Annotated in this window: 23 protein-coding genes; 19 read left to right on the forward strand and 4 right to left on the reverse strand. The window is 65.0% G+C overall.

The genetic code is table 11. The annotated features are described in order from the left end of the window. Window positions 1-23 precede the first annotated feature (23 nt). The 5 genes from nifK to G9C89_RS14040 all read left to right on the forward strand — a co-directional run bounded on the left by nifK (window position 24) and on the right by G9C89_RS14040 (window position 3,725). Window positions 24-1,595 (forward strand): nitrogenase molybdenum-iron protein subunit beta, encoded by a 1,572-nt coding sequence (nifK, locus tag G9C89_RS14020; protein WP_172148992.1) that lies wholly within the window; start codon window positions 24-26, stop codon window positions 1,593-1,595. Window positions 1,596-1,717: 122 nt separating this feature from the next. Beyond that, window positions 1,718-1,939, forward strand: a complete 222-nt coding sequence (gene nifT, locus G9C89_RS14025; protein ID WP_172148993.1) for a putative nitrogen fixation protein NifT — start codon at window positions 1,718-1,720, stop codon at window positions 1,937-1,939. A gap of 3 nt (window positions 1,940-1,942) precedes the next feature. Then, a complete protein-coding gene (locus G9C89_RS14030; RefSeq protein ID WP_172148994.1) occupies window positions 1,943-2,683 on the forward strand; it encodes a dinitrogenase iron-molybdenum cofactor biosynthesis protein in 741 nt (246 codons plus the stop codon). A 9-nt stretch (window positions 2,684-2,692) separates the two neighbouring features. Next, the gene (locus tag G9C89_RS14035; protein WP_172148995.1) at window positions 2,693-2,962 is read left to right on the forward strand and encodes a DUF6129 family protein; all 270 of its coding nucleotides are present in this window, start codon (window positions 2,693-2,695) and stop codon (window positions 2,960-2,962) included. Window positions 2,963-2,969: 7 nt separating this feature from the next. Further along, on the forward strand, window positions 2,970-3,725 hold the full coding sequence (locus G9C89_RS14040) for a 4Fe4S-binding leucine-rich repeat protein (RefSeq protein WP_172148996.1): 756 nt from the start codon (window positions 2,970-2,972) through the stop codon (window positions 3,723-3,725). Window positions 3,726-3,809: 84 nt separating this feature from the next. Here the strand turns inward: G9C89_RS14040 and G9C89_RS14045 are convergent, their stop codons facing one another. Then, a complete protein-coding gene (locus G9C89_RS14045; RefSeq protein WP_390623817.1) occupies window positions 3,810-4,133 on the reverse strand; it encodes a LysE family translocator in 324 nt (107 codons plus the stop codon). Between the two features lie 155 nt (window positions 4,134-4,288). On the opposite strand from G9C89_RS14045, the gene G9C89_RS14050 reads away from it, so the two are divergent. Further along, entirely contained in the window at window positions 4,289-5,197 is a 909-nt protein-coding gene (locus G9C89_RS14050; protein ID WP_172148997.1) for a DMT family transporter, read from the forward strand. After that, the gene (ftrA, locus tag G9C89_RS14055; RefSeq protein ID WP_172148998.1) at window positions 5,184-6,200 is read left to right on the forward strand and encodes a transcriptional regulator FtrA; all 1,017 of its coding nucleotides are present in this window, start codon (window positions 5,184-5,186) and stop codon (window positions 6,198-6,200) included. The genes G9C89_RS14050 and ftrA overlap by 14 nt, the downstream gene beginning before the upstream one ends. A gap of 204 nt (window positions 6,201-6,404) precedes the next feature. Here the strand turns inward: ftrA and G9C89_RS14060 are convergent, their stop codons facing one another. Continuing rightward, on the reverse strand, window positions 6,405-6,863 hold the full coding sequence (locus G9C89_RS14060; RefSeq protein ID WP_172148999.1) for a MarR family winged helix-turn-helix transcriptional regulator: 459 nt from the start codon (window positions 6,861-6,863) through the stop codon (window positions 6,405-6,407). 110 nt (window positions 6,864-6,973) lie between these two features. On the opposite strand from G9C89_RS14060, the gene G9C89_RS14065 reads away from it, so the two are divergent. The 4 genes from G9C89_RS14065 to G9C89_RS14080 all read left to right on the forward strand — a co-directional run bounded on the left by G9C89_RS14065 (window position 6,974) and on the right by G9C89_RS14080 (window position 10,510). Next, window positions 6,974-8,140: an aminotransferase-like domain-containing protein gene (locus G9C89_RS14065; RefSeq protein WP_172149000.1), complete on the forward strand. Its 1,167-nt coding sequence runs from the start codon at window positions 6,974-6,976 to the stop codon at window positions 8,138-8,140. Between the two features lie 72 nt (window positions 8,141-8,212). Further along, window positions 8,213-8,815, forward strand: coding sequence for a glutathione S-transferase family protein (locus G9C89_RS14070; RefSeq protein WP_172149001.1), 603 nt, complete (start codon window positions 8,213-8,215; stop codon window positions 8,813-8,815). 133 nt (window positions 8,816-8,948) lie between these two features. Next, window positions 8,949-9,551, forward strand: a complete 603-nt coding sequence (locus tag G9C89_RS14075; protein WP_172149003.1) for a DUF2238 domain-containing protein — start codon at window positions 8,949-8,951, stop codon at window positions 9,549-9,551. A gap of 215 nt (window positions 9,552-9,766) precedes the next feature. Continuing rightward, window positions 9,767-10,510: a carbonic anhydrase gene (locus tag G9C89_RS14080; RefSeq protein ID WP_172149005.1), complete on the forward strand. Its 744-nt coding sequence runs from the start codon at window positions 9,767-9,769 to the stop codon at window positions 10,508-10,510. A gap of 94 nt (window positions 10,511-10,604) precedes the next feature. Here G9C89_RS14080 and G9C89_RS14085 read toward each other — a convergent pair whose 3' ends face one another. Next, window positions 10,605-13,106, reverse strand: coding sequence for a cation-translocating P-type ATPase (locus G9C89_RS14085; RefSeq protein ID WP_172149007.1), 2,502 nt, complete (start codon window positions 13,104-13,106; stop codon window positions 10,605-10,607). Window positions 13,107-13,300: 194 nt separating this feature from the next. On the opposite strand from G9C89_RS14085, the gene G9C89_RS14090 reads away from it, so the two are divergent. The 7 genes from G9C89_RS14090 (at window position 13,301) to codA (ending at window position 19,478) form a co-directional block, all read left to right on the forward strand. Beyond that, on the forward strand, window positions 13,301-13,714 hold the full coding sequence (locus G9C89_RS14090; protein WP_172149009.1) for a hypothetical protein: 414 nt from the start codon (window positions 13,301-13,303) through the stop codon (window positions 13,712-13,714). A 111-nt stretch (window positions 13,715-13,825) separates the two neighbouring features. Further along, window positions 13,826-14,134 carry a hypothetical protein gene (locus G9C89_RS14095; RefSeq protein WP_172149011.1) on the forward strand — a complete coding sequence of 103 codons (309 nt, stop codon included), beginning with the start codon at window positions 13,826-13,828 and terminating at the stop codon, window positions 14,132-14,134. 10 nt (window positions 14,135-14,144) lie between these two features. Beyond that, window positions 14,145-15,557 carry a TolC family protein gene (locus tag G9C89_RS14100; RefSeq protein ID WP_172149013.1) on the forward strand — a complete coding sequence of 471 codons (1,413 nt, stop codon included), beginning with the start codon at window positions 14,145-14,147 and terminating at the stop codon, window positions 15,555-15,557. Between the two features lie 16 nt (window positions 15,558-15,573). After that, the gene (locus G9C89_RS14105) at window positions 15,574-16,986 is read left to right on the forward strand and encodes a multicopper oxidase family protein (protein WP_172149015.1); all 1,413 of its coding nucleotides are present in this window, start codon (window positions 15,574-15,576) and stop codon (window positions 16,984-16,986) included. 133 nt (window positions 16,987-17,119) lie between these two features. After that, window positions 17,120-17,734 carry a cupredoxin domain-containing protein gene (locus G9C89_RS14110; RefSeq protein ID WP_172149017.1) on the forward strand — a complete coding sequence of 205 codons (615 nt, stop codon included), beginning with the start codon at window positions 17,120-17,122 and terminating at the stop codon, window positions 17,732-17,734. Further along, entirely contained in the window at window positions 17,731-18,057 is a 327-nt protein-coding gene (locus tag G9C89_RS14115) for a copper-binding protein (RefSeq protein ID WP_172149019.1), read from the forward strand. The genes G9C89_RS14110 and G9C89_RS14115 overlap by 4 nt, the downstream gene beginning before the upstream one ends. Window positions 18,058-18,239: 182 nt before the next feature. Next, the gene (gene codA / locus G9C89_RS14120) at window positions 18,240-19,478 is read left to right on the forward strand and encodes a cytosine deaminase (RefSeq protein WP_172149021.1); all 1,239 of its coding nucleotides are present in this window, start codon (window positions 18,240-18,242) and stop codon (window positions 19,476-19,478) included. 179 nt (window positions 19,479-19,657) lie between these two features. Here codA and G9C89_RS14125 read toward each other — a convergent pair whose 3' ends face one another. Continuing rightward, window positions 19,658-20,029, reverse strand: a complete 372-nt coding sequence (locus G9C89_RS14125; protein ID WP_172149023.1) for a glutathione S-transferase N-terminal domain-containing protein — start codon at window positions 20,027-20,029, stop codon at window positions 19,658-19,660. Window positions 20,030-20,224: 195 nt separating this feature from the next. Between G9C89_RS14125 and G9C89_RS14130 the strand changes: the two genes are divergently transcribed. Next, window positions 20,225-20,446 (forward strand): DUF3820 family protein, encoded by a 222-nt coding sequence (locus G9C89_RS14130; RefSeq protein WP_172149025.1) that lies wholly within the window; start codon window positions 20,225-20,227, stop codon window positions 20,444-20,446. Window positions 20,447-20,506 lie beyond the last annotated feature (60 nt).

The raw sequence follows: 20,506 nt of genomic DNA on the forward strand, positions 1-20,506 counted from the left end.
TAAGTGAGGCGAAGGAGAGAGTCATGAGCCAGCAAGTCGACAACATCAAAGCCAGTTACCCCTTGTTCAGGGACGCTGAATACACGGAAATGCTCGAGCGCAAGCGCGACGACTTCGAGGAGAAGCACCCACAGGAGAAGATCGATGAGGTCTTCCAGTGGACCACCAGCCTGGAATACCAGGAGCTGAACTTCCAGCGCGAAGCGCTCACCGTCAACCCGGCCAAGGCCTGCCAACCGCTGGGCGCGGTGCTCTGCGCCCTGGGCTTCGAGAAGACCATGCCCTACGTGCATGGCTCGCAGGGTTGCGTGGCGTATTTCCGCACCTACTTCAACCGCCACTTCAAGGAGCCGATCGCCTGCGTGTCCGACTCCATGACCGAAGACGCCGCGGTGTTCGGCGGCCAGCAGAACATGAAGGACGGCCTGCAGAACTGCCGGGAAACCTACAAGCCCGACATGATTGCGGTGTCCACCACCTGCATGGCCGAGGTCATCGGCGACGACCTCAATGCCTTCATCAACAACGCGAAGAAGGACGGCTTCGTGCCGGACGAGTACCCGGTGCCTTACGCCCATACCCCGAGCTTCGTCGGCAGCCACGTCACCGGCTGGGACAACATGTTCGAAGGCATCGCCCGCTACTTCACCTTGAAAGAAATGGATAGCAAGGTGCTGGGCAGCAACGGCAAGGTCAACATCGTGCCGGGCTTCGAGACCTACCTGGGCAACTTCCGCGTGATCAAGCGCATGCTCAAGGAAATGGACGTCGACTACAGCCTGCTCTCCGATCCGGATGAGGTGCTGGATACCCCGGCCGACGGGCAGTTCCGCATGTACTCGGGCGGCACCAGCCAGGCCGAGATCAAGGACGCGCCGAACGCCATCAGCACCCTGCTGCTGCAGCCCTGGCAGCTGGAGAAAACCAAGAAGTTCGTCGAAGGCACCTGGAAGCATGCAGTGCCCAAGTTGAACGTGCCCATGGGCCTGGATTGGACCGACGAGTTCCTGATGAAAGTCAGCGAGATCAGCGGTCAGGAAATCCCGGAAAGCCTGGCCAAGGAGCGTGGTCGCCTGGTCGACATGATGACCGACTCGCACACCTGGATGCATGGCAAGCGTTTTGCCTTGTGGGGCGATCCCGACTTCGTCATGGGCATGGTCAAGTTCCTCCTGGAACTGGGGGCCGAGCCGGCGCATATCCTGGCGAACAATGGCAACAAGCGCTGGAAGAAAGCCGTGGAGACCTTGCTGGAAACTTCGCCCTACGGCAAGAACTGCACGGTCTACATCGGCAAGGACCTCTGGCACATGCGCTCGCTGGTGTTCACCGACAAGCCGGACTTCATGATCGGCAACAGCTACGGCAAGTTCATCCAGCGCGACACGCTGCACAAGGGCAAGGAGTTCGAGGTGCCGTTGATCCGGCTCGGCTTCCCGATCTTCGACCGCCACCACCTGCATCGTCAGACCACCATGGGCTACGAGGGCGCGATGCAGATGCTCACCACCCTGGTCAACGCGGTGCTCGAACGGCTGGACGAGGAGACCCGTGGCATGCAGACCACCGACTACAACTACGACCTGATCCGCTGAGGGCGAAAGCGCTTCGTCGGTCGAGCCGGGGTGGCATGTGCCGCCCCGGCTTCCCCTTTTGTCCGTCGGCCGGGCGTTCCGCAGGGCTCACGTCGACGGACTTTTTTCCCTGGAGTAGCCCCATGCCCAGCGTCATGATCCGCCGCAATCCGCAAGGTCAACTGACTATCTACATTCCCAAGAAAGATCTCGAGGAGGCAGTGGTCGCTCTGCAGCACGACAGCCCGGATTGCTGGGGCGGTGAGGTCACTCTGGCTGACGGCTCCCGCTATTACCTCGAACCCCTGGCTGCGCCGCCCAGCCTGCCGATCACCCTGCGCGCCAAGCGGGCAGGCGAGGGCTGAAAGATGGCCGCGCACATCTTGGCCGGGCGGACGCAGCTGCCTGCCCATCTGGCCCTGCGCATCGCCCTGGCCGCGCGTGAACTGAACGGCGTGGACAACGCTCGATTGCTGCGTGCGTTGCTGGCCATAAGCGGCGAGCCGATCACCGAAGCGCGCCTGGGCAGACTGCGGGTGGCGCGGTTACGGGCGCAGCTGCTCGATCCCGCTGGCGATGAACTGTCGCTGACCCCGAGCGAGCGTCAGTTGCAACGTGCGGTCAGCCTGCTCAAGGGCCGCGGCGTGCGGATGCCGGAGGAGCCTTTGCCGGTTGCCGAGCCGTACCGCGATGGCGAACTGGCGGATTCGGTGCGCATCGCCTGCGCCTCCGACCAGGGCGAGTGCCTGGATGGCAGCTTCGGCCGTTGTGCGCGCTACCTGATCTATCAGGTTTCGCCCAGCAGCAGCCGCCTGATCGACCTGCGTGAGCCCGGCTCGCTCGCGGCGGATGAAGACCGCCATGCCAGGCGCGCGTCGCTGCTGCAGGACTGCCAGCTGCTCTACACCCTGAGCATCGGCGGGCCGGCGGCGGCCAAGGTGATCCGCGCCGGCGTGCACCCGGTGAAAGTCGCGGGGCCCATGCCGGCGCGCGCGATAGTCGAAGAACTGCAGCGCGTACTGGCCAGCGCGCCGCCGCCCTGGCTGGCCAAGGTCATGGGCATCGAGCCCGACCGGCGCGTGCGCTTTACCTGTAACAGCCGAGGATGAGGATCCAACATGATCAACCACATGCTGCTGTGCAATGTCATTCAACAGGCCGAACAAGGCGAACTCGACGAGGCGCTGCTGGGCAACCTGCGCAGTGCCCATCCCGGGGTGCATTTCACCCTGTGTCTGGATGACGACATCACGGTCAACGCCAAGCCGGTCGCCGAGCGGCCGGGCTTCAATATCTATCTGGTCAACTCCAGCGATCACTGCTCGACGCTGACCAACGACCCCGACTGCGCCTCCGGCATCGTCCTGGCGCAACTCATCGCCGACTGAGGGCGCTATGGCCGACGACCCGGTTCAGGACATCACCCCCCTCGGCGACTGCCGCGCATGCGGCTTCCGCTGCAGCCTGCTGCCGAGCGGCCGCTGCACGCCCGGCGACAGCTGCGTGGCGGTGCAGAGCGGCCGGCAGATCGACCGCTTCTTCCGCAACAACCCGCAGGTGGCGGTGCAGTACCTGAGCGACCCGTTCTGGGAGCGCCGCGCCATCGCCGTGCGCTATGCCCCGGTCGAGTTCCTGGGGCCTTTGCTGCACGACAGCGACGAGGTGGTACGCCGCGCCGTGGCCTACCGTCTGCCGCGCGAGCAGCTCGCCGCGCTGCTGCACGACGAGGATCGCGAGGTGCGCATCACGGTGGCCGACCGCCTGCCGGTCGAGCAGCTGGAACAGATGGCCGTCGACCGCGACTACCTGGTGCGCGCCTATGTGGTGCAGCGCATCGCCCCGGGCCGGTTGTTCCGCTTCATGCGTGACGAAGACCGCGAGGTGCGCAAGCAGGTGGCCCGGCGCCTGCCCGCGGAAAGCCTGGGCTTGATGGCCCAGGACCCCGAGCCGGAAGTGCGGCGCATCGTCGCCTCGCGCCTGGCCGGCGAGGACCTGCTCGAGCTGCTGCACGATCCCGACTGGACGGTACGCCTGGCCGCCGTGGAAAACGCCGCGCTGGATGCCTTGCGCCGACTCGTCGAAACCGATCCGGAAGTGCAGCGGGCGATCGGCGAACGCCTGGCCGGTGGCTGTCCTGAGGGCGCGCGATAAACCCAGCGGTCAAAAGCAAGGCCATGTCCCGGTTGGATGTTGCATGAGCCGGTGCTTCTTGCAGGAGTGGGCGTGCCCGCTCACTCAGGCGGCCATCACGCTTCGCGACCAGGGCGGAGCGTCCTCCCACCGCTGCGGCCTGGATTGGCTATCCGGCGCGCCTGAATTGGCGATTTTCCAGGCCAGGTACAACAGATAGGCCGCGCCCAGGTAGCGCAGCAGGGTATAGAGCTGGGGAACCTGTTTGAACACCTGGCCAAGGCCCAAACCCACCGCCATTACCAGCAGCCTGAACCCAGGCTGATGCCGCACATGTGCGGCAGGCATGCGGCGCAGGCCGAAGTTCACCCCGGAGGCAAGCAGCATCATGTTGTTCGGCCAGGGGACCGTCGAAGCGTGCTCCAGCACTCGCAGTGAGAGTTCGAACGATTGGCTAAAAATTACCGAACAATGGCTATTTCGCCACTCACGGGATCGACACGCCGCGCCGATAATGCACTCACGGTGGCCCCATGGACCACCAGGGGATCGACCCCCAGGCGGTCGCTGCTGGAGAACAGGTGATGACTACAAAATCTCGTCGTGCGCAGGAAGGCGTCGCCCTGGTGCTGCTCTCGGCGTGCTGCTTCGGTGCCATGGTGCTCTTCGGACGCTGGGCTTACGCCGATGGCGTTGCACCGGCGAGCCTGCTGTTCATGCGCTTCGCGATCGCCGCACCGATCTTGGGGGCGCTAGTGCTCTGGCGCGGCAGCGCCTGGCCGACAGGGCGCTCGGCGTTGATCTCGGTGCTGATGGGGGCAGTTTTCGTCGGCAACTCCCTGGCCTATTTCGTCGCCTTGACGCATGCGCCGGCGGCCACCGTGGCCATCGTGTTCTTTGCCTACCCGGCCATAGTGACGGTCGCGGCATGGGTGATTTTCCGCGAGTCCCTCGACACGGCGCGGATGCTCGCGCTGCTGCTGGCGCTCGGCGGCTGTGTGGCGACGCTCGGGCTTACCGCGCTGGGGGCGCTGGGGGGCGCCGCGTATGCGTTACTGGCGGCCGGCATCTACACGCTGTATGTGCTACTGGCCCGCGGCGTTGCCCCGGAGACCGACCCGCTGGCACAGGCCGCGGTGATCACCGCGGTGGCGGCGACTGTGCTGGGCGGCATCGCGTATGGGCAAGGCTTGAGCCTACCCAGCAGCACCCTGGGCTGGAGCGGCGTGGTCGCGCTGGCGGTGATCTCGACGGTGATCGCGCTCACCGCGTTCCTCGCCGGCGCGGCGCGCCTCGGCTCGACCGGCGCGGCGACGCTGTCGGCCGCCGAGCCGGTGGTGGCGGCGATCCTCGCCGCGCTGTTGCTCGACGAACCGCTGTACGCCGGGATCGTGCTCGGCGCAGGCCTGATGGTGGGGTCAACCCTGCTGATCGTGAACAGTTCCGCGCGGGATAAGGCGGCTCCTGAGGGTAACGTGCATGCCAACGGATAACGCCAAGCGCAATGCGCAGACTGCCAGTCCCAGGCCGACGGCGCCGGCAGCGCCGCTGGTGGTGTCCATCGCCTTTCGCGGCCTCAGCGTATTCGAGGCGGGCATTGCCGCCGAGGTCTTCGGTGCCGAACGGCCGGAGTTGCCCGCGCCGCTGTATCGCTTCGCGGTGGCCCAGGTCGAGCCAGGTCTGTTGCGCACCAGCGGGGGCTTGCGGCTGCGCGCCGATGCGGGCCTCGAGCTGCTTTCCCAGGCACACTGGATCGTGGTGCCCGGCTGGCGCGATGTGCATGAGCGTCCCCCGCAGCGCCTGCTCGATGCCCTGATTGCGGCGCACGCGCGCGGCAGCCGGTTGCTGTCGATCTGCTCGGGTGCCTTCGTGCTGGCCGCCGCCGGCTTGCTGGACGGACGCCCGGCTACCACCCACTGGCGCTACGTCGACGCCTTCCGCGCGTTGTACCCGCAGGTGCGGCTCGATCCTGACGTGCTCTATGTCGATGACGGCGACATCGTCACCTCGGCGGGCAGCGCGGCCGGCATCGATGCCTGTCTGCATGTCGTGCGCAGGGATTATGGTACGGACATCGCGAACCTCGTCGCCCGCGCCATGGTCAGCAGCCCGCACCGCAGCGGCGGCCAGGCGCAGTACATCCCCGCGCCCGTGCCGAGCCGCAGCCAGGCGGGCCTGGCGCAGGTACTCGACTGGGTCCGCAAGCGCCTCGATCAGCCCTTGTCGATCCCCCAGCTGGCCGAGCAGGCGGCGATGAGCGAGCGCACCTTCCTGCGCCGCTTCATCGAAGAAGTGGGCATGACGCCCAAGGCATGGCTGATCCAGCAGCGGGTGTTCGCCGCCCAACGGATGCTGGAAGCGAGCGCTTCGTCCATGGACGACATCGCCTTGGCCTGCGGATTCGGCTCGCCCGAGGCGTTTCGCCTGGCATTTCGCAAGACCAGCGGCGTGGCGCCATCGGTCTATCGGGAGCGATTCCGGATCGGACCGACGTAGCGGCGCAGGCACCCCAGGTACTCATGGCGTCGGGTCAGTGATCTCGAGGCGGCTCAGCAGAACTGCCTTGAGCACCTTGTCGGGGCTGGTAGCAACAGGTCACTGGGCCATGCCCAGGTAAGACCTTGCCCCCATTAGGTGCTGCGCGCAGCGTCTGTAAATACCCTCTTGCCCCCTCGGTGCCCGAACACCGGACGATCTGGATCAGCTGTTCGCGCTGCCGACCTGACGCCCCTTGCCCTGCAGCGCCAGATTGACCTGCAGCCAGCCATTGACCGCGGGTTCTCCCGCTTCGGCAAACGCGCGTTGCAGCAGCTTGGCCTGCTCGCGGCGCAGGGCCAGTTCCAGCTTGGCCCCTTCAGGGGTGAAACCGAGCAGGCGCTTGCGCTTGTCATCGGCGGCCGTCAGGCTCTCGACCAGGCCCATTTCCAGCAACTGGCGCAGCGGCGTATTCAGCGCCTGCTTGCTCACCCCTAGGTAGGCCAGCAATTCCTTCATGCTCAGCCCCGGGTACTTGGCGATAAAGAACAGAATGCGGTGGTGCACCCGCGACAGGCCGCGCCGCGCGAGCATTTCGTCGGCCTTGGCGGTGAACGCCTGGTAGCCGAAGAAGAAGGCTTCCATGGCGGTCTGCTGGGTGGTGACGTTTTTCAGGTCAAGCATTAAGGTCAAGCCTATTGACGTATTGGGGCAGGGCGTCGTAATTTCGGTCAAACAGGTTGACCTATAAACAGTTTGACCTATTTTTAATCACCTTTGCTACCGGTGTCTCCATGGCCTTCTCCGAACGCGTTGCCCGCCTGAAAAGCTCCCTGATCCGTGAAATTCTCGCCGCGGCGCAGCGCCCGGAAGTGATGTCCTTCGCCGGTGGCCTGCCGGCCGAACCGATGCTGCCCAAGGTCGAATGGGCGGATATGCCGACCAGCATGGGCCAGTACGGCATGAGCGAAGGCGAACCGGAATTGCGCGAGGCCATCGCCGAGGAAGCCCGCGCCCTGGGTGTACCCTGCGAGGCCAGCCAGGTGCTGATCGTCAGTGGTTCGCAGCAGACCCTGGACCTGGCCAGCAAGCTGTTCATCGATCCGGGCACCGAAGTGCTGCTCGAGGCGCCAACCTATCTGGCCGCGCTGCAGGCCTTCCAGCTGTTCGGCGCCGCTTGCATCGCCGTGCCGCAAGAGGCCGACGGCCCACAGATCGACGCCCTGCGCCAGCGCCTGGAAAACCACAAGCCGGCCTTCGCCTACCTGATCCCGACCTTCCAGAATCCCTCGGCGGTGCGCTACAGCGAGGCCAAGCGCGATGCGGTGGCGGCCTTGCTCGACGAATTCGGCGTGACCCTGATCGAGGATGAGCCCTACCGCGAGCTGGTGTTCGACGAAGGCAGTGCCACGCCGATCGTCAGTCGCCTGCGCAAGGCCAGCTGGATCTACACCGGCACAGTATCGAAAACCCTGCTGCCGGGCCTGCGTGTCGGTTACCTGATCGCCAGCCCGGACCTGTTTCCCTACCTGCTGCGCCTCAAGCAGTCGGCGGACCTGCACACCAACCGCATCGGCCAGTGGCAGGCCCTGCAATGGCTGGGCACCCGCCACTACCGAGAGCACCTGGCCGAGTTGCGCGATTTCTACCGCATCCGCCGCGATGCCATGCAGGCGGTGCTGCAGGAGCACTTCAGCGACCTGGCCGATTGGCAGATCCCCCAGGGCGGGCTGTTTTTCTGGCTGACCCTCAAGCAGCCGCTGGATACCCGCACATTGCTGGCGCCGGCGCTGGCGCAGAACGTCGCCTTCATGCCGGGTGAGCCGTTTTTCATCGATCCGGATCAGCATCCGGGGCATTTGCGGCTTAACTTCAGCCACGTCGCGCCGGAGCGTCTGAATGAAGGGCTCAAGCGCCTGGCCGGCGTGATTCGCCAGGCCCAGGCCAGTGCCGTGGCCTGAACGAGTAGGGCGGCCTCGCCGCGCAGCGGCAGCCCGCCGCACATGACTGACGAGTAGAGGGAGGGCAGGACGATGTACAAGGTCTACGGCGACACCCGTTCGGGCAACTGTTACAAGGTCAAGTTGATGCTCAACCTGCTGGGTATTGCCCATGAGTGGGTGCCAGTGGACATCCTCAAGGGCGAGACCCAGAGCGAGGCCTTCCTGACGAAAAATCCCAACGGCAAGATCCCGGTGCTGGAGCTGGAAGACGGCACCTGCCTGTGGGAGTCCAATGCGATTCTCAATTTTCTCGCCGATGGCACGGAGTTTCTGCCCAGCGAGCCGCGCCTGCGCACCCAGGTGCTGCAGTGGCAGTTTTTCGAGCAATACAGTCACGAGCCCTACATCGCCGTGGCGCGTTTCATCCAGCTCTACCAGGGCCTGCCCGAGGCGCGCCGCAAGGAATACGAGGAGTGCCATGCGCGCGGCCACAAGGCGCTCAAGGTCATGGAACGGCAGCTGCAGCGCACCTCATACCTGGTTGGCGAGCAGTACTCGATCGCCGATATCGCGCTGTACGCCTACACCCATGTGACGGACGAGGGCGACTTCGATCTCGGTCCCTATCCGTCAATTCGCGCCTGGCTCGATCGGGTGGCCAGTCATCCCAGGCATGTGAGCATGCTGGGTTAACCAGGCATCCCGCTCTGCTCGATGCCCGCGGCATATCTCGCCGGGCTGCTACAGTTCCAGGCAGGTCGAGCAGTCGTCTGCCTTGACACAATGCCAGCCGCCTTGGCGGCAGCCGTCCGGAGTGACGCCGCCCATGATCGAAGCCCCCAGTCGCAAAATCCAGTTGGCGCTGATCGTGGCCATGCTCCTGCTGATCTGGCTGTGGGCCGCGATCAACCCCCTGAGTCGCGAGGACTGGTTGCTGGAAAACCTGCTGGTGTTCTTTTTCGCGGGCCTGTTGCTGGCGACCTATCGGCGCTTTGCCTTCTCCCTGACCGCCTATTGGCTGTTCGCCCTGTTCATGGCCATGCACCTGTACGGCTCCCATTACACCTACTCGGAAACGCCCCTGGGCTTCTGGTTTCAGGACGCCCTTGCGCTGGGCCGCAACCACTACGACCGGCTGGTGCATTTCTCCTTTGGCTTGCTGCTGGTCTACCCGCTGCGGGAATTGCTGCAGCGTTCGGCCGGGCTCACCGGCAGGTGGCTGGCGATCCTCAGCCTCGCGGTGGTGATGGCCATGAGCGCGTTCTACGAACAGGTGGAAATGCTCGCGGCCTTGCTGGTCAGTCCGGAACTGGGCTCGGCCTTCCTCGGCACCCAGGGCGACGAATGGGATGCCCAGAAAGATTCCGGGCTGGCCATGCTGGGCGCCTTGAGCATGTTGCTGCTGCTCGCGCTGAGAAAGGCGCATTAGCCAATGGGCTCATCCAGTGCCGTCTTGGCCTGGTGTGCAGTCGCTGTCATGCTGATGATCGGCCTGACCCGCGTGACAACCGTGGCGCCCCAGTGGGCAATCGCGAATAATCGGCCAGCTGCGGCGCCGTATCTGTGCGGGCCCGCCACGCTGCGACCCTGGTCATGGCCATGTGGCGGCGTTCATAGCCGACGACATAGAGAGAAGGGATACTCATGAGAACCATTCTGCCGGGCGCTTTCGCTGCGCTTTTGCTATCCGTTGCGGTTGCTGGCGAACAGCAGCCCCCGCATTGGAGCTATCGAGGCGAGCACGGGCCGACGCATTGGGCGCAGATGGATCCAGGCTTCAGCACCTGCGCGCTGGGCCGGGTGCAGTCGCCTATCGACATTCGCAATGCGCTAAAGGCCGATCTGCCTGAGATCGATTTCGCCTATAGCGCCGGGCCGGCCGAAGTGCTGAACAACGGCCACACGGTTCAGGTCAATCTGCCGGCATCGGGTGGCATCGCCATAGCCGGCGTGAACTATGCGCTGCTGCAGTTCCACTTCCATACGCCCAGCGAGGAAAGGATTGCCGGCATGGCCATGCCGATGGTCGCGCACCTGGTGCACAAAAGCGCGGCGGGGCAACTGGCGGTCGTCGCCGTGCTGTTCAAGCAAGGCAGGGAAAATCCTGCACTGGCGAATGTCTTCGCCACACTGCCGGCGGAAGGTGGCAAATACCGGCTGGCGGACTCTTTCGACCCCAGCCGGATCCTGCCCGTCAAGCGTGGCTACTATGCCTTCGAGGGTTCGCTGACGACCCCGCCATGCAGCGAGAATGTGCGTTGGCAGGTACTCAAGGAACCGCTTGAAGTGTCCGGGGAACAGCTCGCTGCCTTTCGTGCACTCTATCCGATGAACGCCCGGCCAACCCAGCCGCTGAATGGCCGCGAGGTGCTGGAAAGCCGTAACTGACCGTCCCAGCCAACAGGGCGGTGACCATTCGCGGCTCGGAGTTCGAGGCGATCTCGAACACCGTCGCAGCGGGCGAGCGTTTTTTCACCGGCTCTCAGCGCCGTGGCCGTTGCTGCATGCCGATCTTGACCATTTCGAAGAACATCAGCAGCGCGCCGCCGTAGGCAAAAGCCAGTAGCCAGTGCTCGATAGAGGCGGGCTGAAAAGCAAAAACCCGAGCAATCGGCGTGATGGCGGTAACCACCAGCAACATCGCCAGGGTGCCGGCGAGCACCCATTTGCCGACCCGGGACAGCCCCAGCAGCATCGATCTCCAGCCGCGTTCGGCTGAACGGTTGGCGAGAATCAGCCCGGTATTGGCCACCACCAGGGTGATGAAGGCCAAGCCACGGGCCACATCCTGCGCCAGGCCATTGGCCAGTCCGCTGCGATACAGGGCCACCACCACTATGCTGACGCCGAGGCCCTGGAGCATGCCCAACACGATGTGGCGCATGTTCACCAACGGTTCGTTCAGCGCGCGTGGCGGCTGCCGCATCGGATCGCCACGGCCGTTCTCGGCCTCGAACACGATCGAGCAGGCCGGGTTGATCAGCAGTTCGAGAAAGGCGATATGAATCGGCGCCAGCAGCAGGGGCAACCCCAGCAGGACCGGCAGCAGGCTCAAGCCGATGATCGGCATGTGCACGGCGATGGTGTAGATCAGCGCCTGGCGCAGGTTGGCGAAGATCTTCCGGCCGCGCCGGATGGCGGCGATTATGGCGCTGAAATCGTCGTCGAGCAGCACCAGCGCCGCCGCTTCACGCGCCACATCGGTGCCGCGCTTGCCCATGGCGATGCCGATATGGGCGGCCTTGAGCGCTGGCGCATCGTTGACCCCGTCGCCGGTCATCGCCACCACCTCGCCACTGGCCTTGAGGCTTTCCACCAGTGCCAGTTTTTGCTGCGGGCTGACCCGGGCAAACACGCTGGTCGTGCGCAGGCAGTCGGCCAGTTGGCTGGCATCCATCGAGGTCAGGTCGCTGCCGCTGCACACCCGCGTGCTGGCGATACCGGCTGCGGCGGCAATCGCCCGGGCCGTGCGCGGATGATCGCCGGTGATCATCACCAGGCGGATACCGGCGCGCTGGCATTCGGCGATGGCGGCAGGCACGTCGTCGCGCAGCGGGTCGGCCAGCCCGAGCAGGCCGATGAACTGCAAGGCAAAATCGTGCTGAATGGCCGGCCATTGCGGGCCGGGGGAATGGCGCGCCTTGGCCACGCCGAGTACCCGCAGGCCGCGTTCGGCCAGCTGTTCGGCCTGCTGCAGCACCTGTTGGCATTCGCTTGGTGACAGGTGGCAGAGGTCGACAATCGCCTCGGGCGCGCCCTTGGTGGCGACGAACGCCGGTGCGGCGGCATGTTCCTGCCACAGGTGCGACATCGCCAACTGTTCCGGCGACAGTTCGTATTCGCGCACCAGCAGCCAATCCGGGTGCAGGTGTTCGGTGTTGGCCAGGTAGTCATGGGCGAAGCGGTGAAAGGCTTGCTCCATCGGGTCGTGCGGTTCGATTTCGCTGGCCAGTACCGCGTATTCGAGCAACTCGTGGAACGCTTCCGGCAGCACCGCGGAGGTCAGCGTATCGACCTCGAGAACCTCTCCGCCGGCGCACAGGGCCGCCACCTGCATGCGGTTGTGCGTCAGCGTGCCGGTTTTGTCCACGCACAGCACGCTGGTTTGCCCCAGGGTTTCGATGCTGCTCAGACGCCGCGTGAGGACTTGATGGTGGGCGATTCGGCGCGCGCCGAGCGCCAGAAAGATGATCATGATCACCGGCAGTTCCTGCGGCAGGATGCCCATGGCCAGGGTGATGCCGGCCAGCAACGCCTCCAGCCAGCCGCCGCGCAATAGTTGATAGAGCAGCGTCAGCAGCACGCACAAGCCGGCACCGATCAACGCCAGGCGCTGGGTCAGGCGCGCGATTTCAGCCTGCAGCGGGGCCGACTGCAGGGAGATGTCCTGCAGTGACTGGCCGATATGACCGATCTGGGTGGCGCTGCCGGTGGCGCTGACCCGCATCAAACCTTGCCCGCGAACCACCAGGGTGCCGGCGAAAACCTCGCTGCCATCGGCGAATTTGGCCACTGCCGCGGATTCGCCGGTGAGCATCGATTCATCCACCGCCAGTTCGTGCGCCTGCAGGAGCAGGCCGTCAGCGGGTACGCGGTCGCCCTCGGCGAGCATCAGGATGTCCTCGCGCACCACGTCGCGCCCGGCGATGCGCATAGGCTGGCCGTCGCGGATAACCAGCGCCCTGGGGCTTGAAAGGTCGCGCAGCGACTCCAGGGCGCGCTCGGTATGGCGCTCCTGGAGCACCGTGATGGCGATAATGATCAGCACGAAACCGAGCAGGATCAACGCCTCACGCGGGTCGCCCATGCTCAGGTAAATCGCCCCGGCACCCAGCAACAGCAGGAACATCGGCTCGCGCAGCACGCTAACGGCGATGCTGAGCAGGCTGCGGCGCTGATCGGTGCCCAGCTCGTTGGGGCCTTCGGCACTGAGGCGGGCGGCGGCTTGATGCTGGCTCAGGCCGCCAGGCAGTTCAATACTCATCGGTTCCCCTGAATGCGGGCTGTCGCGCCATTCGCTGGACCCATTCGGCAACGGATCTGCAGCCCTGCCACGGCGTTTGCAGATCCAGTGCCACGCGCTGCTGCAGACCGTGGGCTATTTGCAATTATGGACAAACCGCCGAATCGGTGGATAATCCGCGGGTCTCGACTTCTCTGCCGGCCCTATCGAACTCTATGCGCAAATCGCTGCGAATTGCCTTGATCTGGATGCTTATGCTCGCCCTCCCGGCGCAGAGCATGGCGGCGATCGGCATGCAGTTGTGCGCAGTGGTCAATCAGGGTGGGGCGGTCAGTCAGGATAACCAGCAGCTGGCTGCGCATCATTCCGGGGCTGTTGCCATGGCTCACCACGGCGCTGCTGTCTCCGACCACGGAGAGCCGCAGGGCAGTTCCGCCGACGCCACGCAACCGAGCGACAACCGCATGTGCAGCCTGTGTGCCTTCTGCGTCGGTGCGGTTGCGTTGAACAGCGTGGTTGTCAGCAGTCCGCCACTGCAAGCAGTCGAGCCGTCCCGGGTACGCCCGCAGCGTTTGCTCGGCCTGGTTGCCGACACCCCCGAACGTCCCCCTCGTGTTCTTCTCGCCTAAGCCAAACCGCGCCTGCAGTCCGTGCAATAACGGCTGAGCGGCGCATTTAGCTCATTCGCGGTCTTCGCCTGTCATGTGCGGGCGTGCCGTTATCTGCGAGAACATCTGATTATGCGTTTTCTATTTGCCGTTCGGCCGAGGCTTGTCTGCCTGGCCTTGCTGGCTGTGCCCGCGGGCGTCTGGGCCGAGTTGCCCGATCCGCTGGATGCCGAGGCCGCCACGCCGGCCCTGGACTATCAATCACCGCTGAACGCCTATCAGGGGTTGGCCGACGAACCGCCGCAGGACTGGCGCGAGGCCAATGAGCTGGTCGGCCGCATCGGCGGCTGGCGCACCTATGCGCAGGAACCCTGGGAACAGCCGGCTGCTGCGGATGCGCCGAGCGAGTCCAGCCCACCCAGCCAGCATGGCGATCACTGAGGATGCGCGTATGAACGGATTTATACGGGCGCGTCAGCTGGGGCTGGGCGCCGGGTTACTGCTGCTGGCCGGCTGCGCCAGTTTTTCCCAGGATGGCGGTTTTGCCGTGGTCGAGCAGGCCGCCGAGCAGCAGCTGGACAAGCAACTGAGCTGGAGCAAGACCACCGAGGAACGGGCGGTCGTGGCCGAACGGGTCGCCGAGTTGCTGGCCCAGCCGCTGTCGGCGGACGATGCAGTGCAGGTTGCTCTGCTCAACAATCCGGGGTTGCAGGCGAGCTTCGATCAGTTGGGCATCAGCGAGGCCGAGCGGGTTCAGGCCGGGCGTATCCCCAATCCGGGCTTCTCCTTCGGCCGTCTGGAAAAGGGCAGCGAGGTGGAGTACGAACGCGGCCTGCACGTCAACCTGGCGCGGCTGATCGCCATGCCGATGACCTCCGGCATGGAGGCCAAGCGTTTCGAGCAGGTGCAACGGCAGACCAGCCTGGCGGTGTTCGAACTGGCCAGCCAGACGCGCAAGGCCTGGTACCGCGCGGTGGCGGCCGAGGAGAGCCTGGGTTTCATGCGCCAGGTGATGGACTCGGCTGAAATCGGCGCCGAGCTGGCCCGACGGCTGGCGGCGGTGGGCAACTACAGCAAGCTGCAACAGGCCCAGGAGCAGAGCTTCTATGCCGAGGCCGGCTTGGGCCTGATCCGCGCCGAGCAGGCGCGGCTGCAGAGTCGCGAGCAGTTGACCCGGTTGCTGGGCCTATGGGGCGAGCAGATCGCCTACCGCCTGCCCGAGCGCCTGCCCGAGTTGCCGGCCGAGGCCGAGCAATTGCCGGATGTCGAGCGCCAGGCCATGAGCCAGCGCCTGGATATCCAGGCCATGCGCCTGGACGCCGAGCGCTTGGCCAAGAACCTCGGGCTGAGCAAGACCACGCGCTTTATCAACGTGCTCGAGCTGGGCGTGGCCAGCAACAAGTCCAATGAAGAGCCGACCCAGCGCGGTTACGAAATCAGCGTCGAGTTGCCATTGTTCGACTGGAGCGGGGCCAGGGTGGCCAAGGCCGAGGCGCAATACCGGCAAATGCTCAACCGTGCGGCCGAGACCGCGATCAACGCCCGCTCGCAGGTGCGCGAGGCCTATCTTGGTTATCAGTCGGCGCATGACATCGCCCGCCACTACCGTGACGAGGTGCTGCCGCTGCGTCAGCGCATCGCCGAGGAAAACGTCCTGCGCTACAACGGCATGTTCATCAGCACCTTCGAGCTGCTGGCCGATGCGCGCAAGCAGATCCTCGCGGTCGATGGCTACCTGCAGGCCCAGCGCGACTTCTGGATCGCCAAGGCCGACCTGGACATGAGCATGCTCGGTACCGCGAACCTCTCCACTAGTGCGGGCGCCGCCATGAGCGCCGCCGCCGATGAGCCCGCCGGGCACTGATCAAGGATTACTGAAAATGGTTTCTCGACGTGATTTTTTCCTCGGCGCCAGCGCGATCACCGCGGCGGTCGCCACCTCGGCGGTCAGCCGGGTGTCCCTGGCCGGGCTGCCGGAAGCGGTGACCCAGACCAGGGCCGACACCATGCCGCCGCTGCAACCGCAGAATGGCCGGCCCTACAACCCGGTGGTCACCCTCAACGGCTGGACCCTGCCGTGGCGCATGAACAACGGAGTCAAGGAGTTCCACCTGGTCGCCGAACCGGTGGTGCGCGAGCTGGCACCGGGCTACAAGGCCCACCTGTGGGGTTACAACGGTCAGTCGCCGGGGCCGACCATCGAGGTGGTGGAGGGCGACCGGGTGCGCATCTTCGTCACCAACAAGCTGCCCGAGCACACCAGCGTGCATTGGCACGGCCAGCGTTTGCCTAACGGCATGGACGGCGTCGCCGGGCTGACCCAGCCGGCCATTCCGGCAGGCAAGACCTTCGTCTACGAATTCGTCGCGCGCCGTCCCGGTACCTTCATGTACCACCCGCATGCCGACGAAATGACCCAGATGGCCATGGGCATGATGGGCTTCTGGGTCACCCACCCCAGGGACAGTCATCCGCTGATCAGCGAGGTGGATCGCGATTTCTGCTTCCTGCTCAACGCCTATGACATCGAGCCCGGAGCGGCCACGCCGAAGATCATGACCATGCTCGACTTCAACCTGTGGACCTTCAACAGCCGCATCTTCCCCGGCATCGACCCGCTGGTGGTGCGCAAGGACGACAAGGTGCGCATCCGCGTCGGCAACCTGACCATGACCAACCACCCGATTCACCTGCACGGCCATGAGTTCGAAGTCACCGGCACCGACGGCGGGCCGACGGCCAAGGGCTCGCGCTGGCCGGAGGTGACCACCGATGTGGCGGTGGGGCAGATGCGCCAGGTCGAATTTCTCGCCGACGAGGAGGGCGACTGGGCGCTGCACTGCCACAAGAGCCACCACACCATGAACGCCATGGGCCACGATATCCCGACCCTGGTCGGCGTCGACCACCGCGACATGACGCGCAAGATCGCCAAGTTGATCCCCGATTACATGGTCATGGGCGAACGCGGCATGGCCGACATGGCGGAAATGCAGATGCCGTTGCCGGACAACACCGCGCCGATGATGACCGGCGACGGTCCGTTCGGCTCGGTGGAGATGGGCGGCATGTTCACCATGCTCAAGGTGCGCAAGGAGCAGCAGCCCGGCGACTACCGCGATCCGGGCTGGTTCAAGCATCCGGCCGACAGCGTGGCTTACGAATGGCGTGGCGAGTTGGCCACGCCGACTCGCTCGGGCGAAGCCGGCGGCCAATCCATGCCGTTGCAACAGCCGCCCAGCGAGACGGTCGAAGTACAGGTGCGTAAACCCAGCGGCCATGCCGGGCACTGATGTGCAGAAATCCGTAGGCGCCAGCTTGCTGCGGTCCGGCCTCCCGGCGATCTTGGCCGGTCAAAAGCATCGCCAGCAAACTGGCACCTACAAAAAAACAGTCGCTGTTTTCATTGAAACCGAGGAGATACAGATGGATCGACAGATAAAACCTGCCGCCCTGGTGTTGGGCTTGTGCGCCCTGTTCGCCGGCAATTCGGCGCTGGCCCATGGCGGCATGGCCACAGACGCGCATGACGCCGATGCGCAAGTGGTCAAGGAGCAAAAGGACTGGGGCATCGCCGGCGACCGCGATCAGGTCGACCGCACCATCGAGATCCGCATGAACGACCAGATGCGCTTCACCCCGGACAAGCTGCAGGTAAAGGTCGGCGAGACCATTCGCTTCGTCCACCGCAACGACGGCCAGATGCTGCATGAGTTCGTGCTCGGAACCAAGCCCGAGCTGGACAAGCATGCTGCGCTGATGGTCAAGTTCCCCGGCATGCAGCACGACGAGCCCTATATGGCCCACGTCGCGCCGAGCAAAAACGGCGAGATCATCTGGACCTTCAACCAGGCCGGCGAATTCGACTTCGCCTGCCTGATTGCCGGTCATTACCAGGCTGGCATGGTCGGCGAGATCAGCGTAGTGGGCGACGCCGAGGCGGACTCCATGCCGATTGTGGCGCGAGAGCCGTCTGCCAGCCCGACCGATTCTTCGACCCGCGCAGCGCGGGCCCAACCACGTGAAGGAGATACCCTATGAAAAACCTGCTTATCGCCAGCTTGCTCGGCTGCGCCTTGACCTTCCCCGCATTTGCCGCCCAGCCCGCCGCCCCGGCTGCCGCCAGCGCTGAGGTCGCCGCCCCCCTGAGTCAGGGCGAAGTGCGCAAGATCGACCTGGCCGGGCAGAAGATCACCCTGCGCCACGGCCCGATCGACAGCGTCGGCATGCCGCCGATGACCATGGTCTTCAGTGTGCGCGATGCGGCCCTGCTGGAAGGCATCAAGACCGGCGACAAGGTGCGCTTCCAGGTCGAACAGCAAGGCAGTCAATTTGTCGTGACCGAGCTGCAGGCGGCCGAGTAACGACGGCAGGAGCCAGCTTGCTGGCTCCTGCAAGTCTGTCCGCGAATGCGGGCCGAGCGTAGCGAACAGTCCGGCATTAGCGGCAACGGCGGTGTACTGCTGCGCGAGTACGCCCTGCGGTGCAGGACCTGGGCGGCCTGTTAATCTACGCCTGAATCTGTGCCCGCCCCCCGGAGTAACCCATGAATATCGTCAATGCCCGTCTGCGCGGCCGCAGTGGCCTGTTTCGCATCGAGTTGGCGCAGGCGCGTATCGCCGGCATAGTTGCGCAGGCGCAGGAATTGGTCGCCACGGCAGACGAACTGGATGCCGCCGGCAATCTGCTGGTGCCGCCTTTCGTCGAGCCGCATATCCATCTGGACGCGGCCCTCACCGCCGGCGAGCCGAGCTGGAACCTCAGTGGCACCTTGTTCGAAGGCATCGAACTCTGGGCCGAGCGCAAGGCGCTGGTCACCCACGAAGACAGCAAAACCCGCGCGCGCAAGGCCATCGACATGCTGGTCGAGCACGGCATCCAGCATGTGCGCAGCCATGTCGACGTCACGGACCCGGGCCTGGGCGCGCTCAAGGCGCTGCTCGAGGTGCGCGAGGAAACCCGCCACCTGATCGACCTGCAGATCGTCGCCTTCCCCCAGGAGGGCATCGAGTCCTACGCCAATGGCCGCGCGCTGATGGAGCAGGCGGTGGCGCTGGGCGCCGACGTGGTCGGCGGTATTCCACATTTCGAGAACACCCGCGAGCAGGGCGTCAGTTCGATCAGGTTCCTCATGGACCTGGCCGAGCGCAGCGGTTGCCTGGTGGATGTGCATTGCGACGAGACCGACGACCCGCACTCGCGCTTTCTCGAAGTGCTGGCCGAAGAGGCGCGCGTGCGCGGTATGGGTGCTCGGGTCACGGCCAGCCACACCACCGCCATGGGTTCCTACGACAACGCCTACTGCTCCAAGCTGTTCCGCCTGCTCAAGCAGGCGCAGATCAACTTCGTCTCCTGCCCGACCGAGAGCATCCACCTGCAGGGCCGTTTCGATACCTTCCCCAAGCGCCGCGGGCTGACCCGTGTGGCCGAGCTCGACCGCGCCGGGCTGAATGTCTGCTTCGGCCAGGACTCCATCGTCGATCCCTGGTATCCGCTGGGCAACGGCAACATCCTGCGCATCCTCGAGGCCGGGCTGCATATCTGCCACATGCTCGGTTTCGAGGATCTGCAGCGAGCGCTCGATCTGGTCACCGACAACAGCGCGAAAACCCTCAACCTGGGCGAGGGCTATGGCATCGAAGTGGGGCGCCCGGCCAACCTGCTGATCCTCTCCGCCGCCAGCGACTACGAGATGCTGCGCAGCCAGGGCCACGCGCTGGTGTCGATCCGCGCCGGCGAGGTGCTGATGCGCCGCACACCGGCCCGGGTGCTGCGCGCACCGTAGGATGGCGCGGGCGGCGATCCGTCGGGCCGCGTAGGATGGCGTTGAGCGAAGCGATACCCATCACAGCGATCTGCGGCCAATTCATAAAATCCGGCGGTTGTGCAACCGATCGATGGGTATCGCTGCGCTCAACCTACGCGGCCCGCCACATCCTACAAGAGCTCCTTAGCGGGGGTACTTCAGGCCGCAGAGAAGCGCTCGTTGAGATAGGCAATGATCGCCTTGGACTCATACAGCCAGGTGCTCTGGCCGTTGTCCTCGATGCGCAGGCACGGCACCTTGATCTTGCCGCCTTGCTCCAGCAGGACCTGGCGATGCTGATCGTCGTTCTTGGCGTCGCGCAGGGTGACCGGCACGTTGAGCTTGTGCAGGGTGCGGCGGGTCTTCACGCAGAATGGGCAGGCATGAAACTGGTACAGTGCCAGGCCTGCTGCGGCTTGCTCGACTGCCGCCTGCGCGGCAGGCGCGCGCTTGAGCTTGCGCGGGCGGGTGATGAAGTCGAGAAACACGATCAACTGGCCGAGACCGATTCTGAGTGCCTTGATAAGCATTGCGTGACAACCCTGGGTAGCAAATGGCGGGCGCAAAGCTTACCCGAGTTTGCCGGCGCCGGCCTGCGCGTTGGTCGAATGGCAGGAGCTTTTGCGCCAACCAGGGGCGACGTTAGGCATAATTGCGCGCATGACCCGCATGACCCGCATGGCCGAGCCGCGTTGCCCATGCTCACCCATGAACCCGAGCGCCCAATGAAACCCGAAGACCTGCAACTGCTGGTGACCCGCGAAATGCCGTTCGGCAAATACAAGGGCCACTTGATCGCCGACCTGCCGGGGCGCTACCTCAACTGGTTCGCCCGCGAGGGCTTCCCCGCAGGCGAGATCGGACGCCTGCTGGAGTTGATGCAGGAGATCGATCACAACGGCCTGTCGTCGCTGCTCGATCCCTTGCGCCAGACGCCGCGCAGGTAGCAGCAGGGGGTGACCCGATTGCCATGCGGACACGCCAACTACTGCCAGGTGTCAACGGAC

This window comes from Pseudomonas tumuqii, from assembly GCF_013184545.1.
In the GTDB taxonomy this organism is placed as follows: Bacteria; Pseudomonadota; Gammaproteobacteria; order Pseudomonadales; family Pseudomonadaceae; genus Aquipseudomonas; species Aquipseudomonas tumuqii.